General features: G+C 63.5%; 14 protein-coding genes. 3 read left to right on the top strand and 11 right to left on the bottom strand.

Annotation, left to right across the window (positions count from 1 at the left end):
* Positions 1-123 precede the first annotated feature (123 nt).
* The 4 genes from glcE to ACK5NW_RS10640 form a co-directional block, all read right to left on the bottom strand.
* Positions 124-1,188: a glycolate oxidase subunit GlcE gene (gene glcE, locus ACK5NW_RS10625; RefSeq protein ID WP_416927824.1), complete on the bottom strand. Its 1,065-nt coding sequence runs from the start codon at positions 1,186-1,188 to the stop codon at positions 124-126.
* 86 nt (positions 1,189-1,274) lie between these two features.
* A complete protein-coding gene (gene amt / locus ACK5NW_RS10630; protein WP_416927826.1) occupies positions 1,275-2,654 on the bottom strand; it encodes an ammonium transporter in 1,380 nt (459 codons plus the stop codon).
* 20 nt (positions 2,655-2,674) lie between these two features.
* Positions 2,675-3,013, bottom strand: a complete 339-nt coding sequence (glnK, locus tag ACK5NW_RS10635; RefSeq protein WP_416927827.1) for a P-II family nitrogen regulator — start codon at positions 3,011-3,013, stop codon at positions 2,675-2,677.
* A 62-nt stretch (positions 3,014-3,075) separates the two neighbouring features.
* Positions 3,076-3,843, bottom strand: coding sequence for a TorF family putative porin (locus tag ACK5NW_RS10640; RefSeq protein ID WP_416927828.1), 768 nt, complete (start codon positions 3,841-3,843; stop codon positions 3,076-3,078).
* A gap of 194 nt (positions 3,844-4,037) precedes the next feature.
* Between ACK5NW_RS10640 and ACK5NW_RS10645 the strand changes: the two genes are divergently transcribed.
* Positions 4,038-5,591 (top strand): YifB family Mg chelatase-like AAA ATPase, encoded by a 1,554-nt coding sequence (locus tag ACK5NW_RS10645; protein ID WP_416927830.1) that lies wholly within the window; start codon positions 4,038-4,040, stop codon positions 5,589-5,591.
* Positions 5,592-5,622: 31 nt separating this feature from the next.
* Here ACK5NW_RS10645 and ACK5NW_RS10650 read toward each other — a convergent pair whose 3' ends face one another.
* The 7 genes from ACK5NW_RS10650 to ACK5NW_RS10680 all read right to left on the bottom strand — a co-directional run bounded on the left by ACK5NW_RS10650 (position 5,623) and on the right by ACK5NW_RS10680 (position 14,446).
* A complete protein-coding gene (locus ACK5NW_RS10650) occupies positions 5,623-7,011 on the bottom strand; it encodes a DUF1501 domain-containing protein (RefSeq protein WP_416927832.1) in 1,389 nt (462 codons plus the stop codon).
* A gap of 10 nt (positions 7,012-7,021) precedes the next feature.
* A complete protein-coding gene (locus tag ACK5NW_RS10655) occupies positions 7,022-8,758 on the bottom strand; it encodes a DUF1800 domain-containing protein (protein ID WP_416927834.1) in 1,737 nt (578 codons plus the stop codon).
* A gap of 327 nt (positions 8,759-9,085) precedes the next feature.
* Positions 9,086-9,946 (bottom strand): SPOR domain-containing protein, encoded by an 861-nt coding sequence (locus ACK5NW_RS10660; RefSeq protein ID WP_416927836.1) that lies wholly within the window; start codon positions 9,944-9,946, stop codon positions 9,086-9,088.
* The gene (locus ACK5NW_RS10665; RefSeq protein ID WP_416927838.1) at positions 9,943-10,773 is read right to left on the bottom strand and encodes a biotin--[acetyl-CoA-carboxylase] ligase; all 831 of its coding nucleotides are present in this window, start codon (positions 10,771-10,773) and stop codon (positions 9,943-9,945) included. The genes ACK5NW_RS10660 and ACK5NW_RS10665 overlap by 4 nt, the downstream gene beginning before the upstream one ends.
* A gap of 4 nt (positions 10,774-10,777) precedes the next feature.
* Entirely contained in the window at positions 10,778-11,443 is a 666-nt protein-coding gene (locus ACK5NW_RS10670) for an SET domain-containing protein (RefSeq protein ID WP_416927840.1), read from the bottom strand.
* Positions 11,444-11,561: 118 nt separating this feature from the next.
* Positions 11,562-13,649: a TonB-dependent receptor domain-containing protein gene (locus ACK5NW_RS10675; RefSeq protein WP_416927842.1), complete on the bottom strand. Its 2,088-nt coding sequence runs from the start codon at positions 13,647-13,649 to the stop codon at positions 11,562-11,564.
* Between the two features lie 308 nt (positions 13,650-13,957).
* On the bottom strand, positions 13,958-14,446 hold the full coding sequence (locus ACK5NW_RS10680; protein ID WP_416927844.1) for a hypothetical protein: 489 nt from the start codon (positions 14,444-14,446) through the stop codon (positions 13,958-13,960).
* A gap of 221 nt (positions 14,447-14,667) precedes the next feature.
* Here ACK5NW_RS10680 and ACK5NW_RS10685 point away from each other — a divergent pair, with 221 nt between their 5' ends.
* Entirely contained in the window at positions 14,668-17,631 is a 2,964-nt protein-coding gene (locus tag ACK5NW_RS10685; RefSeq protein ID WP_416927846.1) for a DNA topoisomerase III, read from the top strand.
* Positions 17,628-18,056 (top strand): hypothetical protein, encoded by a 429-nt coding sequence (locus ACK5NW_RS10690; protein WP_416927848.1) that lies wholly within the window; start codon positions 17,628-17,630, stop codon positions 18,054-18,056. Before ACK5NW_RS10685 ends, ACK5NW_RS10690 begins: the two co-directional genes overlap by 4 nt.
* Positions 18,057-18,127: the final 71 nt, after the last annotated feature.

The following is an 18,127-nucleotide window of genomic DNA, read 5'->3' on the forward strand; positions in this document are numbered from 1 at the left end:
ACCGCCCGGTATCGCTGCGTTTTGCGCCTTGCCTAGTACCGATTTCGGCAGATTTCTCATTTCAACGAACTTACAACCCAGGACACTAGCACGCCATGATGGCACAAGCGGGCAAGCGCACAGTCAGGCACCCATGCGTCCTTGCCCCAGGATACCTGCGGGATCAAATTCAGCCTTCAGCGCGCGGTGAATGCGCGCCAGCGGCTGCGCCAGCGGCGTGAACACCGGCACGCGGCCATCACCGCCACGGAACAAGGTGGCGTGCCCGCGGGCGCGCGCTGCGGCATCGCGCACGCGCGGCGCATCCTGCGGCGTGAGCTTGATCCAGCGCTGCGCCCCATGCCACTCCAGCAGCGTTGGCCCCAGGTTCAGCGGTGGGGCTGTGTCGGGCACGCTGACGCGCCACAAGGCTTCGCCCAGCGCCAGCCGGAAAAACGGCAAGGCTTGATCACGCAACGCACCCCAGTGGCGCGCCGCACGCTCGCCTTCCAGCCACTGCCCGCCCAGCCACTGGCGGGCGCTGCCCACCGCCGCCTGCGCGCCGCGCAAACGCAGCAGCAATTGCCCATCGCTCCAGGCACTGGCGTTGATCGGCAGCGCCTGCCCGCACCAGCGGTTGAGCTGCTGACGGGCGCTGGTTTCGCTCATCTCAAACACCAGCGTGGCCTCGGCCATCGGGCGCGGCAGCACTTTCAGGCTGACCTCGGCAATCACCCCCAGCGTGCCCATCGACCCCGCCATCAGGCGGCTGACGTCGTAACCCGCCACGTTTTTCATCACCTGGCCGCCAAAGGTCAGCAACTCGCCCCGACCGTTGATCAGTTGCACGCCCAGCACATAGTCGCGCAGCGCGCCCACGCTGGCGCGCGCAGGCCCAGACAAACCCGCCGCCACCATGCCGCCCACCGTGCCCGCCACGCCAAAGCGCGGCGGCTCGAAAGGCAGGCACTGGCCGCTTTCAGCCAGCAACGCCTCCAGCTCGTGCACGCGTGTGCCTGCGCGTGCCGTCACCACCAGCTCGCTGGGCTCGTAGCTGACCACGCCTTTGAACGGCCGCACGTCCAGCAACTCACCATGCAACTGCTGCCCGTAAAAGTCTTTGGTGCCGCCGCCACAGATGCGCAGCGGGCGGGCACGCGCTGCCGCCTGCCTGATTTTTTCGACCAATGATTCAAGCGCCGTGTCCATGCGGGAATGCTAACGCGGCTTTTACAAAGCAAAAACCCACCAACCGGCGGGCTTTTGCAGCGGGGCGGATTCCCGCTGTCAGCACATCATCGGCTGTACGCCGTCTCTCCGTGGCTGCTGATGTCCAGGCCCTCGCGCTCTTGCTCTTCGGTCACGCGCAAGCCCATCACCAGATCCGCGATCTTGAAACAGATGTACGAAACCACACCCGACCACACCATGGTGAACAGCACGCTCTTGATCTGGATCCACACCTGATGCCCCATGCTGAAGGTGTCAGGTGTCAGCCCGCCAGTGCCGCCCAGGCTTTGCGCGGCGAACACACCGGTCAGCACCGCACCGACAATGCCGCCCACGCCGTGCACGCCGAACACGTCGAACGCATCGTCCACCCGCAGCAAGCGCTTCAAGCCGCCCACACCCCACAAGCAGACCAAGCCAGACACCAGGCCGATCACGATCGACCCCATCGGCCCCACAAAACCCGCCGCAGGCGTCACCGCCACCAGCCCGGCCACCGCACCGGAAGCCGCGCCCAGCATGGACGCCCTGCCGCGGTGCAGCGCCTCGCCCAGACTCCAGGCCAGTGTGGCAGCAGCAGTGGCCAGCGTGGTGTTGACGAAAGCCAGTGCAGCGCCCGCGTTGGCAGCCCCGGCCGAACCGGCGTTAAAGCCAAACCAGCCCACCCACAGCAGCGATGCGCCCACCATGGTCAGCGTCAGGCTGTGCGGGGTAAACGCCTCTTTGCCAAAGCCAATGCGCTTGCCCACCATGTAGGCACCCACCAGGCCGGCGATACCGGCGTTGATGTGCACCACCGTGCCACCCGCAAAGTCCAGCGCACCGTCGGCCCCCAGCAAGCCGCCGCCCCACACGATGTGGGCCATGGGCACGTAGCTGAAGGTGAACCACAGGGCGGCGAACAGCATCACGGCAGAGAACTTGATGCGCTCGGCAAACGCGCCCACGATCAGCGCCACGGTGATGGCCGCAAACGTGCCCTGAAAGGCGATGAACGCGTATTCAGGAATGGTGGGCAGCGCGCCAAAAGTGTCTTGCGTGACGCCTTTGAGGAACAGCTTGTCAAAGCCACCAAAAAATTTACCCTCGCCGCTGAACGCCAGGCTGTAGCCAAAAATGGCCCACAGCAGGCTGGCCAGCGAGAAGATGCACATCACCTGCATCAGCACGCTCAGCATGTTCTTGCTGCGTGCCAGGCCGCCGTAAAACAGCGCCAGACCAGGAATGACCATCAAAATCACCAGCAGGGTGGAGGTGAGCATCCAGGCCGTGTCGCCCGAATCGACCTGGGGTGCCGGGGCCGCGGCTTCAGGTGCAGCGGTGGTTTCGGCCACCACCCCAGCCGCTTGCACGGCGGCAGCCGTGTCAGCAGGCGCTTGCGCCAGCGCACCCAAACTCCAGCCCAGGCCCATGCACAAGGCCAGCGCAAAAACAAACTTTTTCATGGCGATGTCCTTTTCCGGCTTTACAGTGCGCCCGTGCCGGTTTCACCGGTGCGGATGCGGATGACTTGCTCCACGTCGGTGACGAAAATCTTGCCGTCACCAATCTTGCCGGTGCGCGCGGCCTGCTCGATGGCCTCGGTCACCTGCTCGACGATGTCTTCCGATACGGCAGTCTCGATCTTCACCTTGGGCAAAAAATCGACCACGTATTCAGCCCCCCGGTACAGCTCGGTGTGGCCTTTTTGGCGGCCAAAACCTTTGACTTCGGTGACGGTGATGCCCTGCACGCCCAGCGCCGACAGTGCTTCGCGCACCTCGTCCAGCTTGAAGGGCTTGATAACCGCAGTGATGAGTTTCATGATGCTTCCTTTTTAATAGCTGCTACTGCTTGTACAAATTGCAGCGCAGCCCGTTTCGATGCTTAAAACGAATACTTCAGACCGGCCACCAGCATGTGCTTGCCGGTGAACTTGCCACTGGGGGTCACGTACAGTTGCTTGTCGGCGTCGGTGCCGATCAGGGCCGCGCTGGCAACCAGGCCGTTGCCAAAGTCTTTGTTCAACGTGACGGCGTAGTCGGTGTACGAAAAGTCGCTGTTGTGGCGCACCCACTGGCGACCCACGTGCGGCACCACCGACCAGCCCTGGCCCAGATCAATCGTGGCGCTTAAATCCAGATAGCCGCTGTGCTTGCTGTCCGCAAAGCCAAACAGGTTGGTGACCGAATGCGAGTACTTGGCCGTGAACAGGCTGTAGCTCAGCGCGCCATAAATTTCGGTGGTGTTGGCGCTGACGGCCAGCGCGTTGTCGGGGTACTGGTAACGCAGCACACCCACGTCATAGTTCAGCGGGCCTGCCACGCCCTTGTAGCCGCCATAGATGTCCCATTCCACATGGCCATCGCCACCGGCGTCCTTGGTCCACTTGATCGAACTCAGCCACGTGCCCACGTACAGGCCGCTGGTGTGGCTGTAATCCGCCCCACCGCTGATGGCCGGTTTACGCCTGCTTTGCGAAATACCGCGAAACCGGTAGTCTGACGTCACCGCCACATTGAACGCTATGCTGTGCGCTGACGTCGGCTCGGCCACTGTGGCGGCCGCCGCATCCTGCGCCCATGCAGCGCCACCGGCACCGGCCAGCGCAGCAGTCAATACTGAAAACATCATGGTACGCACACCGAAAAACATGGCCCAACTCCAAAAATAAAACGGATGACCTACAAGAAAGCAGGGAGCGTGCCAGCCCAGCCGAATGCCTCATTTCGTGCACATGGCTTGCAAGGTGCACCGCAACACGGCCTACGCACGCACTTCTTTGGTGCAACCCAGGGAGCCACGCCGCACTGCAAATCACATGCACCATTTCAGGGAGCAACCGACTTATGGGACTAAGCCTGGTACAAAGCCGCGCGCTGATAGGGCTGGCCGCGCCCGCCGTCACGGTGGAAGTGCACCTGGCCAATGGCTTGCCCAGCTTTACGCTGGTGGGACTGGCCGACGTGGAAGTGAAAGAAGCGCGCGAGCGCGTGCGCAGCGCGCTGCAAAACAGCGGGCTGGAGTTTCCCCACAGCCAGCGCATCACCGTCAACCTGGCCCCGGCCGACCTGCCCAAGGATTCAGGGCGCTTCGATTTACCAATTGCCTTGGGAATCCTGGCCGCCAGCGGCCAGATCGACGGCAGCCGCCTGGCAGGCTGGGAGTTTGCAGGCGAGTTGTCGCTGTCGGGTGAGCTGCGCCCCGTGCGCGGCGCACTGGCCATGGCCGTGGCGCTGCAACGCGACGACGCCCAGGCCCAATGGGTGTTGCCCCCCGGCAGCGCCGAAGAGGCCGCACTGGTGCCCGGCATGGCGGTGTACCGCGCCCGCCACCTGTTGGACGTGGTAGCGCAGTTTCTGCCCCGCAGCGCAGCGGCTGCCGCATCCGAATCCGAGCCTGAAATAGCCGCCCCTGGCTGGGCACGCGTGCCGCCCGCCCAACGCGCAGCCGATCCACCTTACCCTGACTTGGCCGACGTGAAGGGCCAGGCCGCGCCCCGGCGCGCACTGGAAATCGCCGCTGCGGGCGGCCATTCGCTGTTGATGGTGGGACCACCCGGCACCGGCAAATCCATGCTGGCGCAACGCTTTGCCGGTCTGCTCCCGCCCATGAGCGTGCCCGAGGCGCTGCAAAGCGCGGCCATCGCCAGCTTGGGCGGCACCTTTGCGCTGGAGCGCTGGGGTCAGCGGCCCACGCGCAGCCCGCACCACTCGGCCAGCGCGGTGGCGCTGGTGGGCGGCGGCTCACCCCCACGCCCGGGCGAGATATCGCTGGCCCACGAAGGCGTGCTGTTCCTGGACGAGCTGCCCGAATTTCCCCGCGCCGCGCTGGAAGCCTTGCGCGAGCCGCTGGAGTCCGGCCACATCACCATCAGCCGCGCGGCGCAGCGGGCCGAGTTTCCCGCGCGCTTTCAGCTCATCGCCGCCATGAACCCCTGCCCCTGCGGCTACCTGGGCGCGCGCGTGCGCGCCTGCCGCTGCACACCCGATCAGGTGGCGCGCTATCAGGGCAAGCTGTCAGGCCCGCTGCTGGACCGCATCGATCTGCATGTGGAAGTGGCCGCCCTGCCGCCTGAAGACCTGCTGGCTGCGCCGCCGGGCGAAGCCAGCGCCACCGTGCGCCAGCGCTGTCAGGCGGCGCGCCAGCGGGCGCTGAGTCGCCAAGGCGCGCCCAACCAAATGCTGCAGGGCCAGGCCATCGACCAGCATGTGGCGCTGGACGCCGCCGCCACGCAGTTTTTGCACACCGCCGCCGCCCGCTTAGACTGGAGCGCCCGCGCCACGCACCGGGCGCTGAAAGTGGCCCGCACCATCGCCGATCTGGCAGGCAGCAGCAGCGTGACCACCGCCCACGTGGCCGAAGCCGTGCAGTACCGACGCGCGCTGGTCACCCGACCTTGATGCGTAGCCGCTTGCGGCGCAAAGAAGCGCCCTAAACAAAACCAAGGTTGCGCGTGCTGAAATTGCCAATATAAGGGGCAACCAAGGGCATCTCAGCGCTGGAGACGCCAAACCAACTGGCCAGCGTAGCGGCGTACTGGGACACGGACGAGCTGGGTATGTAGCGCCCCCTGCCGGTGTCTTCCGGGCCGCCAAGAACGGCTTCAGGTGCCGTGCCATAAAACGCACCACCCTTGACCGCCCCGCCCATCACAAAGTGGTGCCCACCCCAACCGTGGTCTGAGCCATCGCCGTTGGAAGTGATGGTGCGGCCAAAGTCCGAGGCGGTGAAGGCCGTCACCTTGTCGCCCACCCCAAGCTGGTCCATGGCGGCCTGAAAACCCGCCATGGCACGCCCAACCTGCCCGAGCTGCCGCGGATGGTTGGTGCTCAGGTTGTCATGGTTGTCAAAGCCGCCCAGCGCCACCATGAACACTTGGCGCTTCATGCCCAGCGCACCGCTTGCAGCAATCATGCGCGCCACCATTTTGAGCTGTCGGTTGAGAGGCTGATTGGTGCCGCTGACGCTATCAGGCAACAGGGCATCGAAGCTGCCCGCACTGCTTGCCAATGCCGCCGAGAGCGTGCCGTATGAGGCGATGGCCCGGCTGGTGATGCGGTTGTGTTCATTTTCCATCACATGGCTGCGCGTCTGCGTGATGAGCGTGCGCAGGGCGTCGCTGCAAGCGGCAGAGCCATACAAATCGCCCACGACACTTTCAATGCCCACCGGGCCGCTCACGCCGACCTGGTAGGCCAAAGCGCTCTGGCCCGCCAAAAACACGGCGTTACCGGTCACTGAAACGCAACTGAACAAAGCATTGCCGTTGCTGGACAACGCCAAATCGCCCATCGCGCCACCCCAGCCGCGCACTGCACCTTCGGCCTGCGAGCTTTGCCAGATCGACTGCTGGTCGTTGTGCGAAAACAGCTTGGGCGGCAAGGGTACCGCGCGCATCTGATATTCGGCGAGCGTCGTGGGCTGCACCAGCGGGCCAACATTGAACTGCACGGCAAGCTGTTTGGCATCAAACAAGGTCTTCAGTGGGGCCAGTTCCGGTGCCAGCGCATACTGGCGGCCACCCGAGAAGGTGGGTGACAAGGCCGTGGCACTCAATGCGCTGCGGGCGATGGCCAAGCCGCTGCGGGCAGTGGCGTATTGCGCATGGCCCGTGCTGTCGTAAGGAATGAGGGTGTTGCCGTTGTCGTTACCACCGGTCATGAAAATACAAACCAGCGCCTTGTAGTCGCTGGCATTAAAGGCTGCGGCTTCGCCCATGGCGGCCAAATTGATGGCCCAGGGCGTGGCCGCGCTGGCCACGCCGAGCTGGCTCAGGCGCTGCAAAAAGGCACGACGGGCTAGGGGAGAGTGGCGGGTCATGGCTTTACCTTTATTTTTGAACCAGATATTCCGGACAGCTCATCACCATCAGGATGGCAGACCACACACGGGTCTGCCTATGCCAGTCGCTGACGGGGTTGATGCTGGTTATGGCATCGCGAATGGTGGCGATGGTGCTGGCGGACAACTGCTCAGCCGCGAGCAGCAGGTTGAGCCGGTCGACCAGCGCCTGTGGGTCACCCACCAACGCCATTTCCTGGTGGTAGTTTTCAACCCAGACCTTGCTGCTGGCGTTGCCGTAGATGCCCCAGGCGATGGCAGAGCGCATGAAGTTGACGTAGCCCGATACTGACGTTTCGTTGGCCAGTTGAAACTCTGGCGCAGTCAGGCCGCTGGACGCCAGCGCGGTATTGGGCGGCACATAACCGGGGCGGAAGAAGTTGAAGACGGATGGGCTGCGCAGCGGACTCTGCCCCAGATCGGTAGAGGGGTTTGATTTGTCCCACACTATCCATTGGCCATCGCTGGAAATGGCACCGAAGGTGCGTGCCCATTGCACACAACGCAGCATGGGTTCGCGCAACTTGCCCCAGGACGCTCCGTTCAGGCTTGGTGCCTGACGCGCTTCGGTATCGAGCAGCACAGCCTTGGTGACTGCGCGCAAATCGCCCCGCACGCCGCTGCCGTTGTTGGCAAACACGGCGGCCACACGCGCGACATAAGCCGGGCTGGGGTTGCTGGTGACCAGACGCTGGATAAGCTGACGGCCAATAAAAGGCCCCACGTTGGGGTGATTGAACAAAGTATCCAGCGCCATCTTCAACGCCTGCGGCCCCGGCGTGCCACCAGAGATGGTGGTGCCAAGGAAAGTGGCCGTCAGGGTGGAATGGCGCGCGGCATTGAACGTCATCGGTTTGCGCACACGGGTGGGATTGGTGCCTTTGACGTGGCCGCTGGTGTCCCAAACGTAGCCGGTGAACACGCGCGCCAGATTGGTCACATCGCTGGCGTTGTAGGTCTCAATGGGTTGGCCGTTGCCGCCGGTTTTTGACGTGCCGTCCTGGTTGAGCTGAACCAGCCCGATAGAGAACAACTGCATCACCTCGCGGGCGTAGTTCTCATCCGGTACGCGGCCAGTGCTCGGGTCTTCGCCCTGGTTGTTCAGTGTGTTGAGGTAAGCCCCCATGGCCGGGTTGAGCGTGATGGCCTCCAACAACTGCCGATAGTTGCCGAACACGTGCTCATTCAGCAAATCCCAGTAGGCCGCCATGGCAAAAGCGGGCGACTCGCTCTCCATGGCATCGGTTGACGCCACCATGATTTCCGACCATGCCAGCGCCACGCGCTTGCGCACCGCATCACTGGCGGTGATGAGCTGATGCCACATCATGAAGTCAGCGTAGTAGCCGTTGAAAAGATAGTCGCCATCAGCACGGTTGTAGCCTTTGCTGACCAGCCAATCCCAGCCTGTGGTGCCGATGGATCGGCTCATTTGCCGCTCCAGCCAGGCTTCGTAGCCCTGGGTTTGTACCTGCGCAATTTCCGTTTCAGTGGAAGAAAACTGCGCCTGCTGCAAAAAGCGGGCGGCTTCGGCATTGCCAATGGGGTCGGCGGGTGCTGGTGATGGGCTGGGTGCAGGAGTGGGAGCAGGAGTGGGTGATGGTGCGGGTACCGGACTGGGGGTGGGACTGGGGGTAGGACTGGGGGTGGGGCTGGGGGTAGGCGATGGCGTGACCTCATCGTCGCCATCACCGCCGCCGCCGCAGGCGGCCAACGCGGCAGACATCAAAGCCGAAACACTTGCCAGGCGGATCGGCGAAACATGGGGCTCAGCAGAACTGGCCTGTACAGTCTGCGCTGCAGGAGGGCAACTGGCTTTTGCCTCTGGCGTGGCCAAGTCGGCCTCTGATGAAAAATCGCTCATTCAACCTCCCTGTTGGATCGTAAGTTATGGGCGAGACTGTCGGTCTGCCAGCCACGCCTTGTTTAAAGTGTGCTTGATAGAGTATGTCAGGTGCACGGTGGTCAGGGATTCTTCAGCGTTCCTGATCCGTTCAAATCTGACACCGCCTGTTAAACAATGCACAAACCCGCCCCCACCGCGTAACTTCAGTCAATCACACGCGCTGAAGTCTTTGCCTGCCAGCGCGCTTTTCAGATTGCTGCGGGCCTGTTGGCGCAAGGCGGTATCGGCCTTGGGCAGACGAAACCAGTAGTTGGCGGTCTCTTTGCGCTCTTGCACCACGCGGGCCGAGCGCACGCCTTTGCGACCCAGATCGCCCAGCGCGCGCTGGGCGGCTTCTTCGGTGGAAAAGCGGCCCAGCGACAGGCCTGGCTCCAGCGCAGCGCCGGGGCGGTCGGTGTCCACGCCCAGGTTGCGCATTTCGGTGCGCTTGGCGCTGACCGCGTCGGCGTCAGCCAGCTTGCCGACGTACACCATCCAGCGGCCTGAGCGGGTAACGACATCCACGCGCCAGCTGCCATCAGGCAAGCTGGCCGCGGCGGCGCGGCGCACGGCGGCGATTTGCGGCTCGTCAAACTGCCCAGCTTGCAAGCAAACTTTGCGCTCGACTGGTGCTGGAGGAGGGGCTGGTACGGGTTCAGGATCAGGTGTGGGTGCCGGGGGGGCAGCCGCAGCGATGTCAGTTGATTCAGGCGGCATCGCCTCGGGCACACTGGCTTGCGAGGACGTGGCTTGAGGGCTGGGCACGTCTTGCGTCTGTGCAGCGGCAGGCGGCAGACCGTTCGTGCGGGGTGCCTGATGCGGCGACGCTGAGGCAGACAGGGTGGGTGACGGTGCTTGCGTCTGCATTTGCGGCTGAATGTGCAGCGCCTCGGGTCGCACCTGGCGCTCCAGCCGCTCAGGCTCGGTTTGCGTGGTTGGCCCCAGCCCCACCCCACGCAACCAGCCCTGTGACCAGGCTGCCCAGACCAGATTGGCCACGATCAACACCACCACCAAGCGCCCAATCATGTGTTTTGCTCCATCGCGGCTAATGGTCGCACACTGACCTCTGACGTGGTAACGCGCTGTAACCCCGTTGGGGTGTGCAGCAGCAGTGCGCCATCTGGCCCCACGCCACGCGCCGTGCCGACCTGCCCGTCGGACAGCCGCACAGCCTGCCCGGCCAGCGCATCGCGCTGGTTGAAGCGCGCAGCCAGCGGGGCAAAGCCTTCGCGCTCGAACTGGCGCAGCCTGTGCGCCAACGGGCCAGCAATGCGCGCCAGCGCGCTGGGCGCGTCGATGCCGGGCAGCAGCTCTTGCAGTCCGGCGGGTGGCGTGGAAAAACCGGGGCCTTGCGGTCGCACGATGTTCAGGCCCACGCCGACCACGGCATAACGAAGAGCGGTTTGCCCACGACCCGCGTCTGCACGTGTTCCTGCACCGACACCGGCCGTTTCGACCAGAATGCCCGCCAGCTTGCGGCCCTGCCACCACAAGTCGTTGGGCCATTTGAGCCGGATGTCAGAGTGCAACGCTTCGGCCACGGCCAGCCCGACGGCCAGCGACAAGCCCGACCAGTCGGCCACCGCCAACGGCACGCCCAGCGAAAAGCTGAGCATGTCGCCCAGCCCACCTTGCCAGGCGCGCCCCAGCCGTCCCCGGCCAGCAGTCTGCACCTCGGCCACCAGCAACGCGGGAGTCTGCACACCATCGCGCAGGCGGCGCATCAGCGCGCTGTTGGTGGAGTCCAGCTCGGCATGCACTTGCACCGCACAACCGGGCCAGTGCGAAGCCAGCGCATCGGCCAGTGCGGCGTGCGGCCAAGTCAAGCGAGCAGCGGCAAAGGTGGGCGTCATGGCATCAAGCCCGCGCCTTGGCCTTGCGGCGTTTGGTGTGTTGTTGCCGCTCCGCTTTTTTGTCTGTTTTTTTACCGTTCTTCTGGCCTGCTTTTTTGTCGGCCTTCTTGTTGATTTTCTTATTGGTTTTCTTGCCCGGCTTGTGGCCCTCAGCCGTGTCCAGATCTGACGACAGCAGTGTGCCGCGGCAGTGCTTGCTGCCGCAGCGGCAGGGGTATTCGGCGATCAGCTCGGGGGTCAACGGCTCGTCGATCACCAGGCCGTAGTCGTAGTTCAGCTCATCGCCTGCTTTGATGCGCCGCCGCGCCTGGATGAAGATGCGGCCGTTTTCTTCGTCGGTTTCGCAATTGGGGCCGCAACTGTGGTTGATCCAGCGCGCGTCGTTGCCGCCGTACAGCGCATCAATCACCCGGTCTTCGTCGATATGAAAGTAAAACGTGTGGTTGGGGTCTTGAGGGTCGTGCGGGTGGCGGCGCTGGGCCTCGTCCCAACTGATGATTTCGCCCACGTATTCGATGATGCGTTCGCCCTTGGCAATGTCGACCAGCGCAAACACGCCCTGGCCGTGCACGCCGGATTGGCGCACTTCAAGCCGCCCGGCGGCGGCTTGCGCAGGGGCCGCCTTTTTTCTGGTGCGGGCCGGTGGAGTGTGGGAGGAATGCTTGGCCACTTCAAATTTTCGAGGTTGTTTGCGGCCAGAATTCTAGATGAGGGCCATCTGGACACACCACTTGCGCGCACCGCCCAGCCAGGCTGAAAGGGGCAGCGCCTCTTTCAGCATGCGCGCCTCAAAACGTTTTGCTCAGGCCCACCACCAGCGAACGGCCCGCCAGCGGCGCGGCGTCCTTGATGAACGAGGTGTGCACGTAGGCCAGTTGGTTGGTCAGGTTGTTCAGGTGCATGTAAACCTGCCACGGGTGTTCGCCCGGGCCGGTGTAGCGCAGGCGGAAGTTGAGCAGACCGTAGCCGGGGGTGGCCGATTCAAACTCAGCCACTTTGTGCTGGTGGCGCACCAGGCGCCATTCCAGCTCGCTGTCCCACTGCGCCCAGCGTGCGCCCAGTGTGAAGGCCGCGCGTGCAGGTGCCAGACGCGCCAGACGTTCGCCCCCATCAAGGTGCGCATGCACCACGTCGGCCCAGGCCCCCACGCGCCATTGCGCGCCCAGCCAACGCGGGTTCAGCCGGTGCAGCACCCGCCCTTCAACCCCGGTAAAGCGGGCATCTTGCTGGCCGTATTGCAGCAGTTGCACGCCGTCTTGCTCGTCCAGCGTGCGCGCGTGGATGTAGTTGCTGATGCGGTTGTGGTACAGGTTGACGCCAAAGGTGGTGGCACCGGCTGTCTTGGCCACGCCAATGTCGAAGTTGTGCGCGCGCTCGGGTTTGAGGGCGGCGTTGCCCAGCTCGTAGGTGCTGGTGGCCATGTGGACGCCGCGGGCGAACAGTTCTTCAGCCGTGGGCATGCGGCTGGCGGTGGTGTAACCCGCGCTGGCGCGCCACTCGGGCGCAAAGCGCCAGGTAGCCCCCAGCGCCAGGGACGTGCCGTGGTGGCTCAGCCGTTCGTCCAGCGATTCAGCGCGCACGCGCTGATGGTCGTAGCGCAGCGTGGCGCTGACGCCCACGGGGCCAAAGTGCTGCTCTTCCATCCAGAACACGCCTTGCCGCGTGGTGACGCTGGGGGCCACGTAAGCTTCTTCGCCCACCGCGCTGAAGCGCCGCTGCGCGCCTTCTGCCCCAAACACGCCGCGCCAGCCCGCCAGCGGGGTGTGCTGGGCTTCGATACGCCAGTCGTTGGCACGGTTGAGGAAAGTGGTGGCGATGGTGTCTTCTTCCATTTCATCATGGCGGTAGCGTGTCAGGCCGCCGCGAATGCGCACCACCTCGATACCCGCCACGGGTTGACGCCATTCGCCTTGCAGCGCGTAGCGGTTGTTGGTCATGCGCACACGAGGCACCGCTTCGTGTTCATGCTCTTCTTCACTCTCATGATCATGGTCGTCATGGCTGCCGCAGTGCAGGTGCAGGCCGTGCAAATGGCAGCCTTCCATGTCGTGGTTGTGGCCGGGCAAACCATAGCGGCCGGTCTGGCGCGTGGCCGACACGCCCAGATAGCCTTGCGCGCCGATCCACGACAAGCCCACGCTGCCGTTGTTGCCGCGCGTTTGACTGCCTTGCACGTGCGCGCTTTCCCAGCCGCTGCCCACGCGGTAGTCCTTGGCACGGCGCGCCAGGCCCTCCACATGCACGGCCACCGGGCCGCTGCCCGCCGTGATGGCGGCAGCACCGGCCACCTCGCGCGCGCCCGTGCCTGCGCGCAGGCCCACGCGGCCAGTGGGCCGCTCAGGCACGGCGGTGGGAATGCGCTCGTCAATCACGTTCACCACGCCGCCAATGGCCCCCGCGCTGTGCAGCAGGGCCGATGGGCCGCGCAGCAGCTCCACACTTTCGGCCAGCATCGGCTCGGACACCACCACGTGGTCGGGACTGACGGTGGAGGCGTCCTGAATTTCTGCGCCGTTGCTCAACACCTGCACGCGCGGGCCATCCATGCCGCGCACGATGGGGCGGCTGGCACCGGCGCCAAAGTGGCTGGCCTGCACGCCAGGCTCGCCCTCCAGTGCCGAGCCCAGCGTGGTGGCGTCGCGCTGTTGCAGGTCTTCGCGCCCCAGCAGACTGACGGGCGTGGCGATCACGGTCTGGCCGCGCACGGTCTGGCTGGGCAAGGTGTCTGCTTCGATAGCGTCTTCAGCGGCGGTGGCGCGATCAGCAAGCGGCACTTGTGTCTGCGTCTGTGTCTGCCCCTGCGCCAGTGCGGGAGCCGCCAGCGCCATGCACAGCGCCAGCACAGAAAAGGGCGCTGGCGCGACAGAGCGCGGCATGAAAGGATTTTGATACGTACGTTGATCGCGTGCAGCGTCATGCAATAAGTAAGGCATAGGTCCATCGGAAAATGTGCGGCCCGCGCGTGCCATGCACCTGCGCAGTGCCAAAAATGAGGAAAAGGCGCGCCTGACGCTGACGCGAACGCGCCATCCAGGCCCGCAAAGGCCATCAAAACGGGGGTATCCAACTCAGGCACGCCTAGTCGCGTGCCCGGCGGCAACGCTGCGGCCGTCATGTACCGACCAAAACCAGACACACGCAGGCCGCGCAGCCCTTTGTCCAGGGCCAGGGCCTTGCCTTGCGCTTACCCCAGCAGCGTTGCAGGCGGGCCGCGGGCAAAAAACAGCGCCGGGCTTTTGCGCAGCAGCCCGGCCTGCACGTTCCAGCCCGCATGGCGCACGGGCGGCGGCGGCGCCCAGTGCCAGGGCGTGGCCAGCAAGGCCACGCCGACCGCCATCTGGTCGTACAACTGGCAATCCACCTCGGTGTGTTCGCCAAACAGCGTTAAAAAACCCTCTTGCGCGATCGACGAGTGGTCATGCCCGCTGCGGCCAGCGTGCGCAGACTGCCCGGCGTGCGCCATCTGCGTCGCCTGCGCCGACGGGCTGGCCAAGGCATTCATCAACAGTCGATGTTGCGGCACAGGATGCAAGGTCTGGTGCATCAGACCCAGGGCAGGCACCACCAGTTGCAGCACCAGCAGCCAGCCCATCAGCGCCTTGACCCACGCACGCAGTCCGGCCAATGGGCAGGCCATGGCGCGCGAGACACTGAATAAACGCAAGGAGAACATAGGGCTTGGGCATTGTATGCAGCAGCACTGCCATCCACAGAGGTTCTATGGGCCATTCACCCCAATCGCCAGGCCACGCCCACCGCCCTTGTCCATTCCCGTTGAACGCGCAGCTATTTTTTTGCTATGTTGAAATACATGTGCCTGTGCGCCTGCGCACGGGCACGTATGCATGCGCATGCGCGCCCGCGCGCATGAGGCACCGGATTTTAAAGACACCCATGAAAACACTGGTCATTGCTGAAAAACCATCGGTCGCGCAAGACATCGTGCGCGCCCTCACGCCCGTGGCGGGCAAGTTCGACAAACACGACGAACACTTCGAGAACGAGCGCTACGTGGTCACCAGCGCCGTCGGTCATCTGGTCGAAATTCAGGCACCTGAAGCCTTCGACGTCAAGCGCGGCAAGTGGAGCTTTGCCAACCTGCCGGTCATCCCACCGCATTTCGATTTGAAGCCGGTCGACAAAACCAAGACGCGCCTGAACGCCGTGGTCAAGCAGGCCAGGCGCAAGGACGTGGATCGCCTCATCAACGCTTGCGACGCGGGCCGCGAAGGCGAGTTGATCTTCCGCCTGATCGAGCAGTACGCAGGCGGCACCAAGCCCGATGGCAAAGGACTCGGCAAGCCAGTGCAGCGCCTGTGGCTGCAAAGCATGACGCCGCAGGCCATCCGCGACGGTTTCGACCACCTGCGCAGCGAGCAGCAAATGCAGGGCCTGCACGACGCCGCGCGCAGCCGCTCCGAGGCCGACTGGCTGGTGGGCATCAACGGCACGCGCGCCATGACGGCTTTCAACTCGCGCGATGGCGGATTCTTCTTGACCACCGTGGGCCGCGTGCAAACGCCCACGCTGGCGGTGGTGGTCGAGCGTGAAGAGCAGATCAAAAAGCACATTGCGCGCGACTATTGGGAAGTGCATGCCACCTTTCTGGCCGAAGCGGGCACCTATGCAGGCAAGTGGTTCGACCCCGCCTGGAAGAAAAACCCGGAAGACGCCGACCAGCGCGCCGACCGCGTGTGGGACGAACGCACCGCACAAGCCATCGCCGCCGCCGTGCGCGGCCAGGCGTGCAGCGTGCGCGAAGAAAGCAAACCCAGCACCCAGGCCAGCCCGCTGCTGTTCGATCTGACCAGCTTGCAACGCGAAGCCAACGGCAAATTCGGCTTTTCTGCCAAGACGACGCTGTCGCTGGCGCAAAGCCTGTACGAGCGCCACAAGGCGCTGACCTACCCGCGTACCGACGCGCGCCATTTGCCCGAAGACTATCTGGGCGTGGCCAAACAAACCTTCGAGATGCTGGCCACAGGTGGGCAGGGGCATTTGGCACCGCATGCCAAGAAAGCGCTGCAAGACGGCTACGTCAAGCCCAGCCGCCGCATTTTCGACAACACCAAGGTGTCCGACCACTTTGCCATCATCCCCACGCTGCAAGAGCCAGGACAGTTGTCAGACGCCGAGCGCAAGCTGTACGACCTGGTGGCGCGCCGCTTCATGGCGGTGTTCTACCCCAGCGCTGAATACCAGGTGACCACCCGTGTGACGACGGCCACACGCGAGGGCAAAAGCTATAACTTTCAAAGCAATGGCAAGGTGCTGGTCAAGCCCGGCTGGCTGGCCATCTACGGCAAAGAGGCCGAGGGCGAGATGGACAAGAAAGAAGGCGAATCGTCCAAATCGCTGGTGCCGGTGCGCGCGGGCGAGATGGTGCGCAACGACGGCGTGGATGTCAAAGCCTTGCAAACCCGCCCGCCCGCCCGCTACTCTGAAGCCACCTTGCTGGGTGCGATGGAAGGCGCAGGCAAGTGGATTGAAGATGACGAGCTGCGCGAAGCCATGCAGGACAAGGGCCTGGGCACGCCCGCCACGCGCGCGGCCATCATTGAGGGATTGATCGTCGAAAAATACATCCTGCGCGAAGGCCGCGAGCTGATGCCGACGGCCAAAGCCTTTCAGTTGATGACGCTTTTGCGCGGGCTAGAGGTGGACGAACTCAGCAAACCCGCGCTGACAGGCGAGTGGGAACACAAACTGGCGCAAATGGAGCAAGGCAAACTGAGCCGCAGCGCCTTCATGCAAGACATTGCCGCCATGACCGAGCGCATCGTGCGCAAGGCCAAAGAGTTTGACCGCGACACCGTCCCCGGCGACTACGCCACACTGACCGCGCCCTGCCCGCACTGCGGCGGCGTAGTGAAAGAAAACTACCGCCGCTTTGCCTGCACCGGCACCAGCGGTGCCAGCGAAGGTTGTGGCTTCTCGTTCACCAAAACACCGGGCGGGCGCACCTTCTCGACCGAAGAGGCTGAAACGTTCTTACGCGACCGCCGCATTGGCCCGCTGGAAGGTTTCCGCAGCAAGGCGGGCTGGCCTTTTGTGGCCGAACTGGCGTTGGTGCCCGACGAAGACAACAACAACTTCAAGCTCGAATTTGACTTTGGCGACGACGCCAAGGCCGAGCAAACCGGCGAAATCGTCGATCTGTCGGCTGAAGCCAGCTTGGGGGCCTGTCCCAAATGTGGCGCACCCGTCAAAGCCTTTGGCAAAAGCTACGTGTGCGAAAAATCCGTGCCCACCCATGCGCAACCTGCGCCCAGTTGTGACTTCAAAAGCGGCCAGATCATCTTGCAGCAACCCGTCGAGCCGGAGCAAATGCGCAAGCTGCTGGAGGGCGGCAAAACCGACGAACTGGACAAGTTCGTCAGCAACCGCACGCGCCGCGCTTTCAAGGCCAAGCTGGCCTGGAGCGCCGACGAAGGCAAAGTGATTTTTGAATTTGCGCCACGCGAGGGCGGGCGCAAATACCCGGCGCGCAAAACCGCGAGCGCTACAACATCAGGAGCTGATAGCGCGCGTACAGCAAGCGCCGAAGGCCAAAAAGGCACCAAAAAACCAGCCACCAAAAAGGCCGCTGCCAAGAAAACCGTTGCCAAGGCCGAAAAAACGCCGCGCGCCGGCAACCTCAAGCCCAGCCCCGAACTGGCCGCCGTCATCGGCCAAGGCCCGTTCGGCCGTGGCGAGGTGATGAAACTGCTGTGGGACTACATCAAGGCCCACAACCTGCAAGACCCGCAAGACAAGCGCACCATCCGCGCCGACAACAAGCTGCGCCCCGTGTTTGGCGGCGCCGATAGCGTGGGCATGTTCAAGCTGGCGGGAATTGTGGTAGGGCATTTGGGTTGAACTCCGACGCATCCAAGGCAGACGGAAGCCGAGAAAAAACCTCTCCTGTTAGCGGGATGAGCTTCGCTGAATTCGAGTTAATTGAACAAGATCGTGATTCAAATACGATTGTATTCATTATTGCGGTTGGCATTACCGGGATAATTTGCAATATTATTGGATGGCTGGCATTTCTAAGAAACTACCCTACCGGGGATAAATATATAATATTTTTTCTATTTTTATTTATTTCCGCCTTATTTGGTCTAATCCGTGAATCGCCATTTTATCTATACGAGAAAGACAGTGTTCCAAGATTTTTCATTGTGATAGTGAATGCCGGAATAGGGCTGATGATTCCGCTTATACTTGTTGTACTTTTTCTGCTACTTACTAGGTTAGGGAAGGTCTGCACAACCCCCGCTGCAGGGCGAGGTGACGCGTGAATGTTCACATGGCGAAACGAGCGTTGAATTTCTCATCGTTTTGCGCTGTTTTTGGTTCGCTTGACCCTGAT

It is taken from the genome of Ottowia sp., from assembly GCF_047975795.1.
Classification (GTDB): Bacteria; Pseudomonadota; Gammaproteobacteria; order Burkholderiales; family Burkholderiaceae_C; genus Ottowia.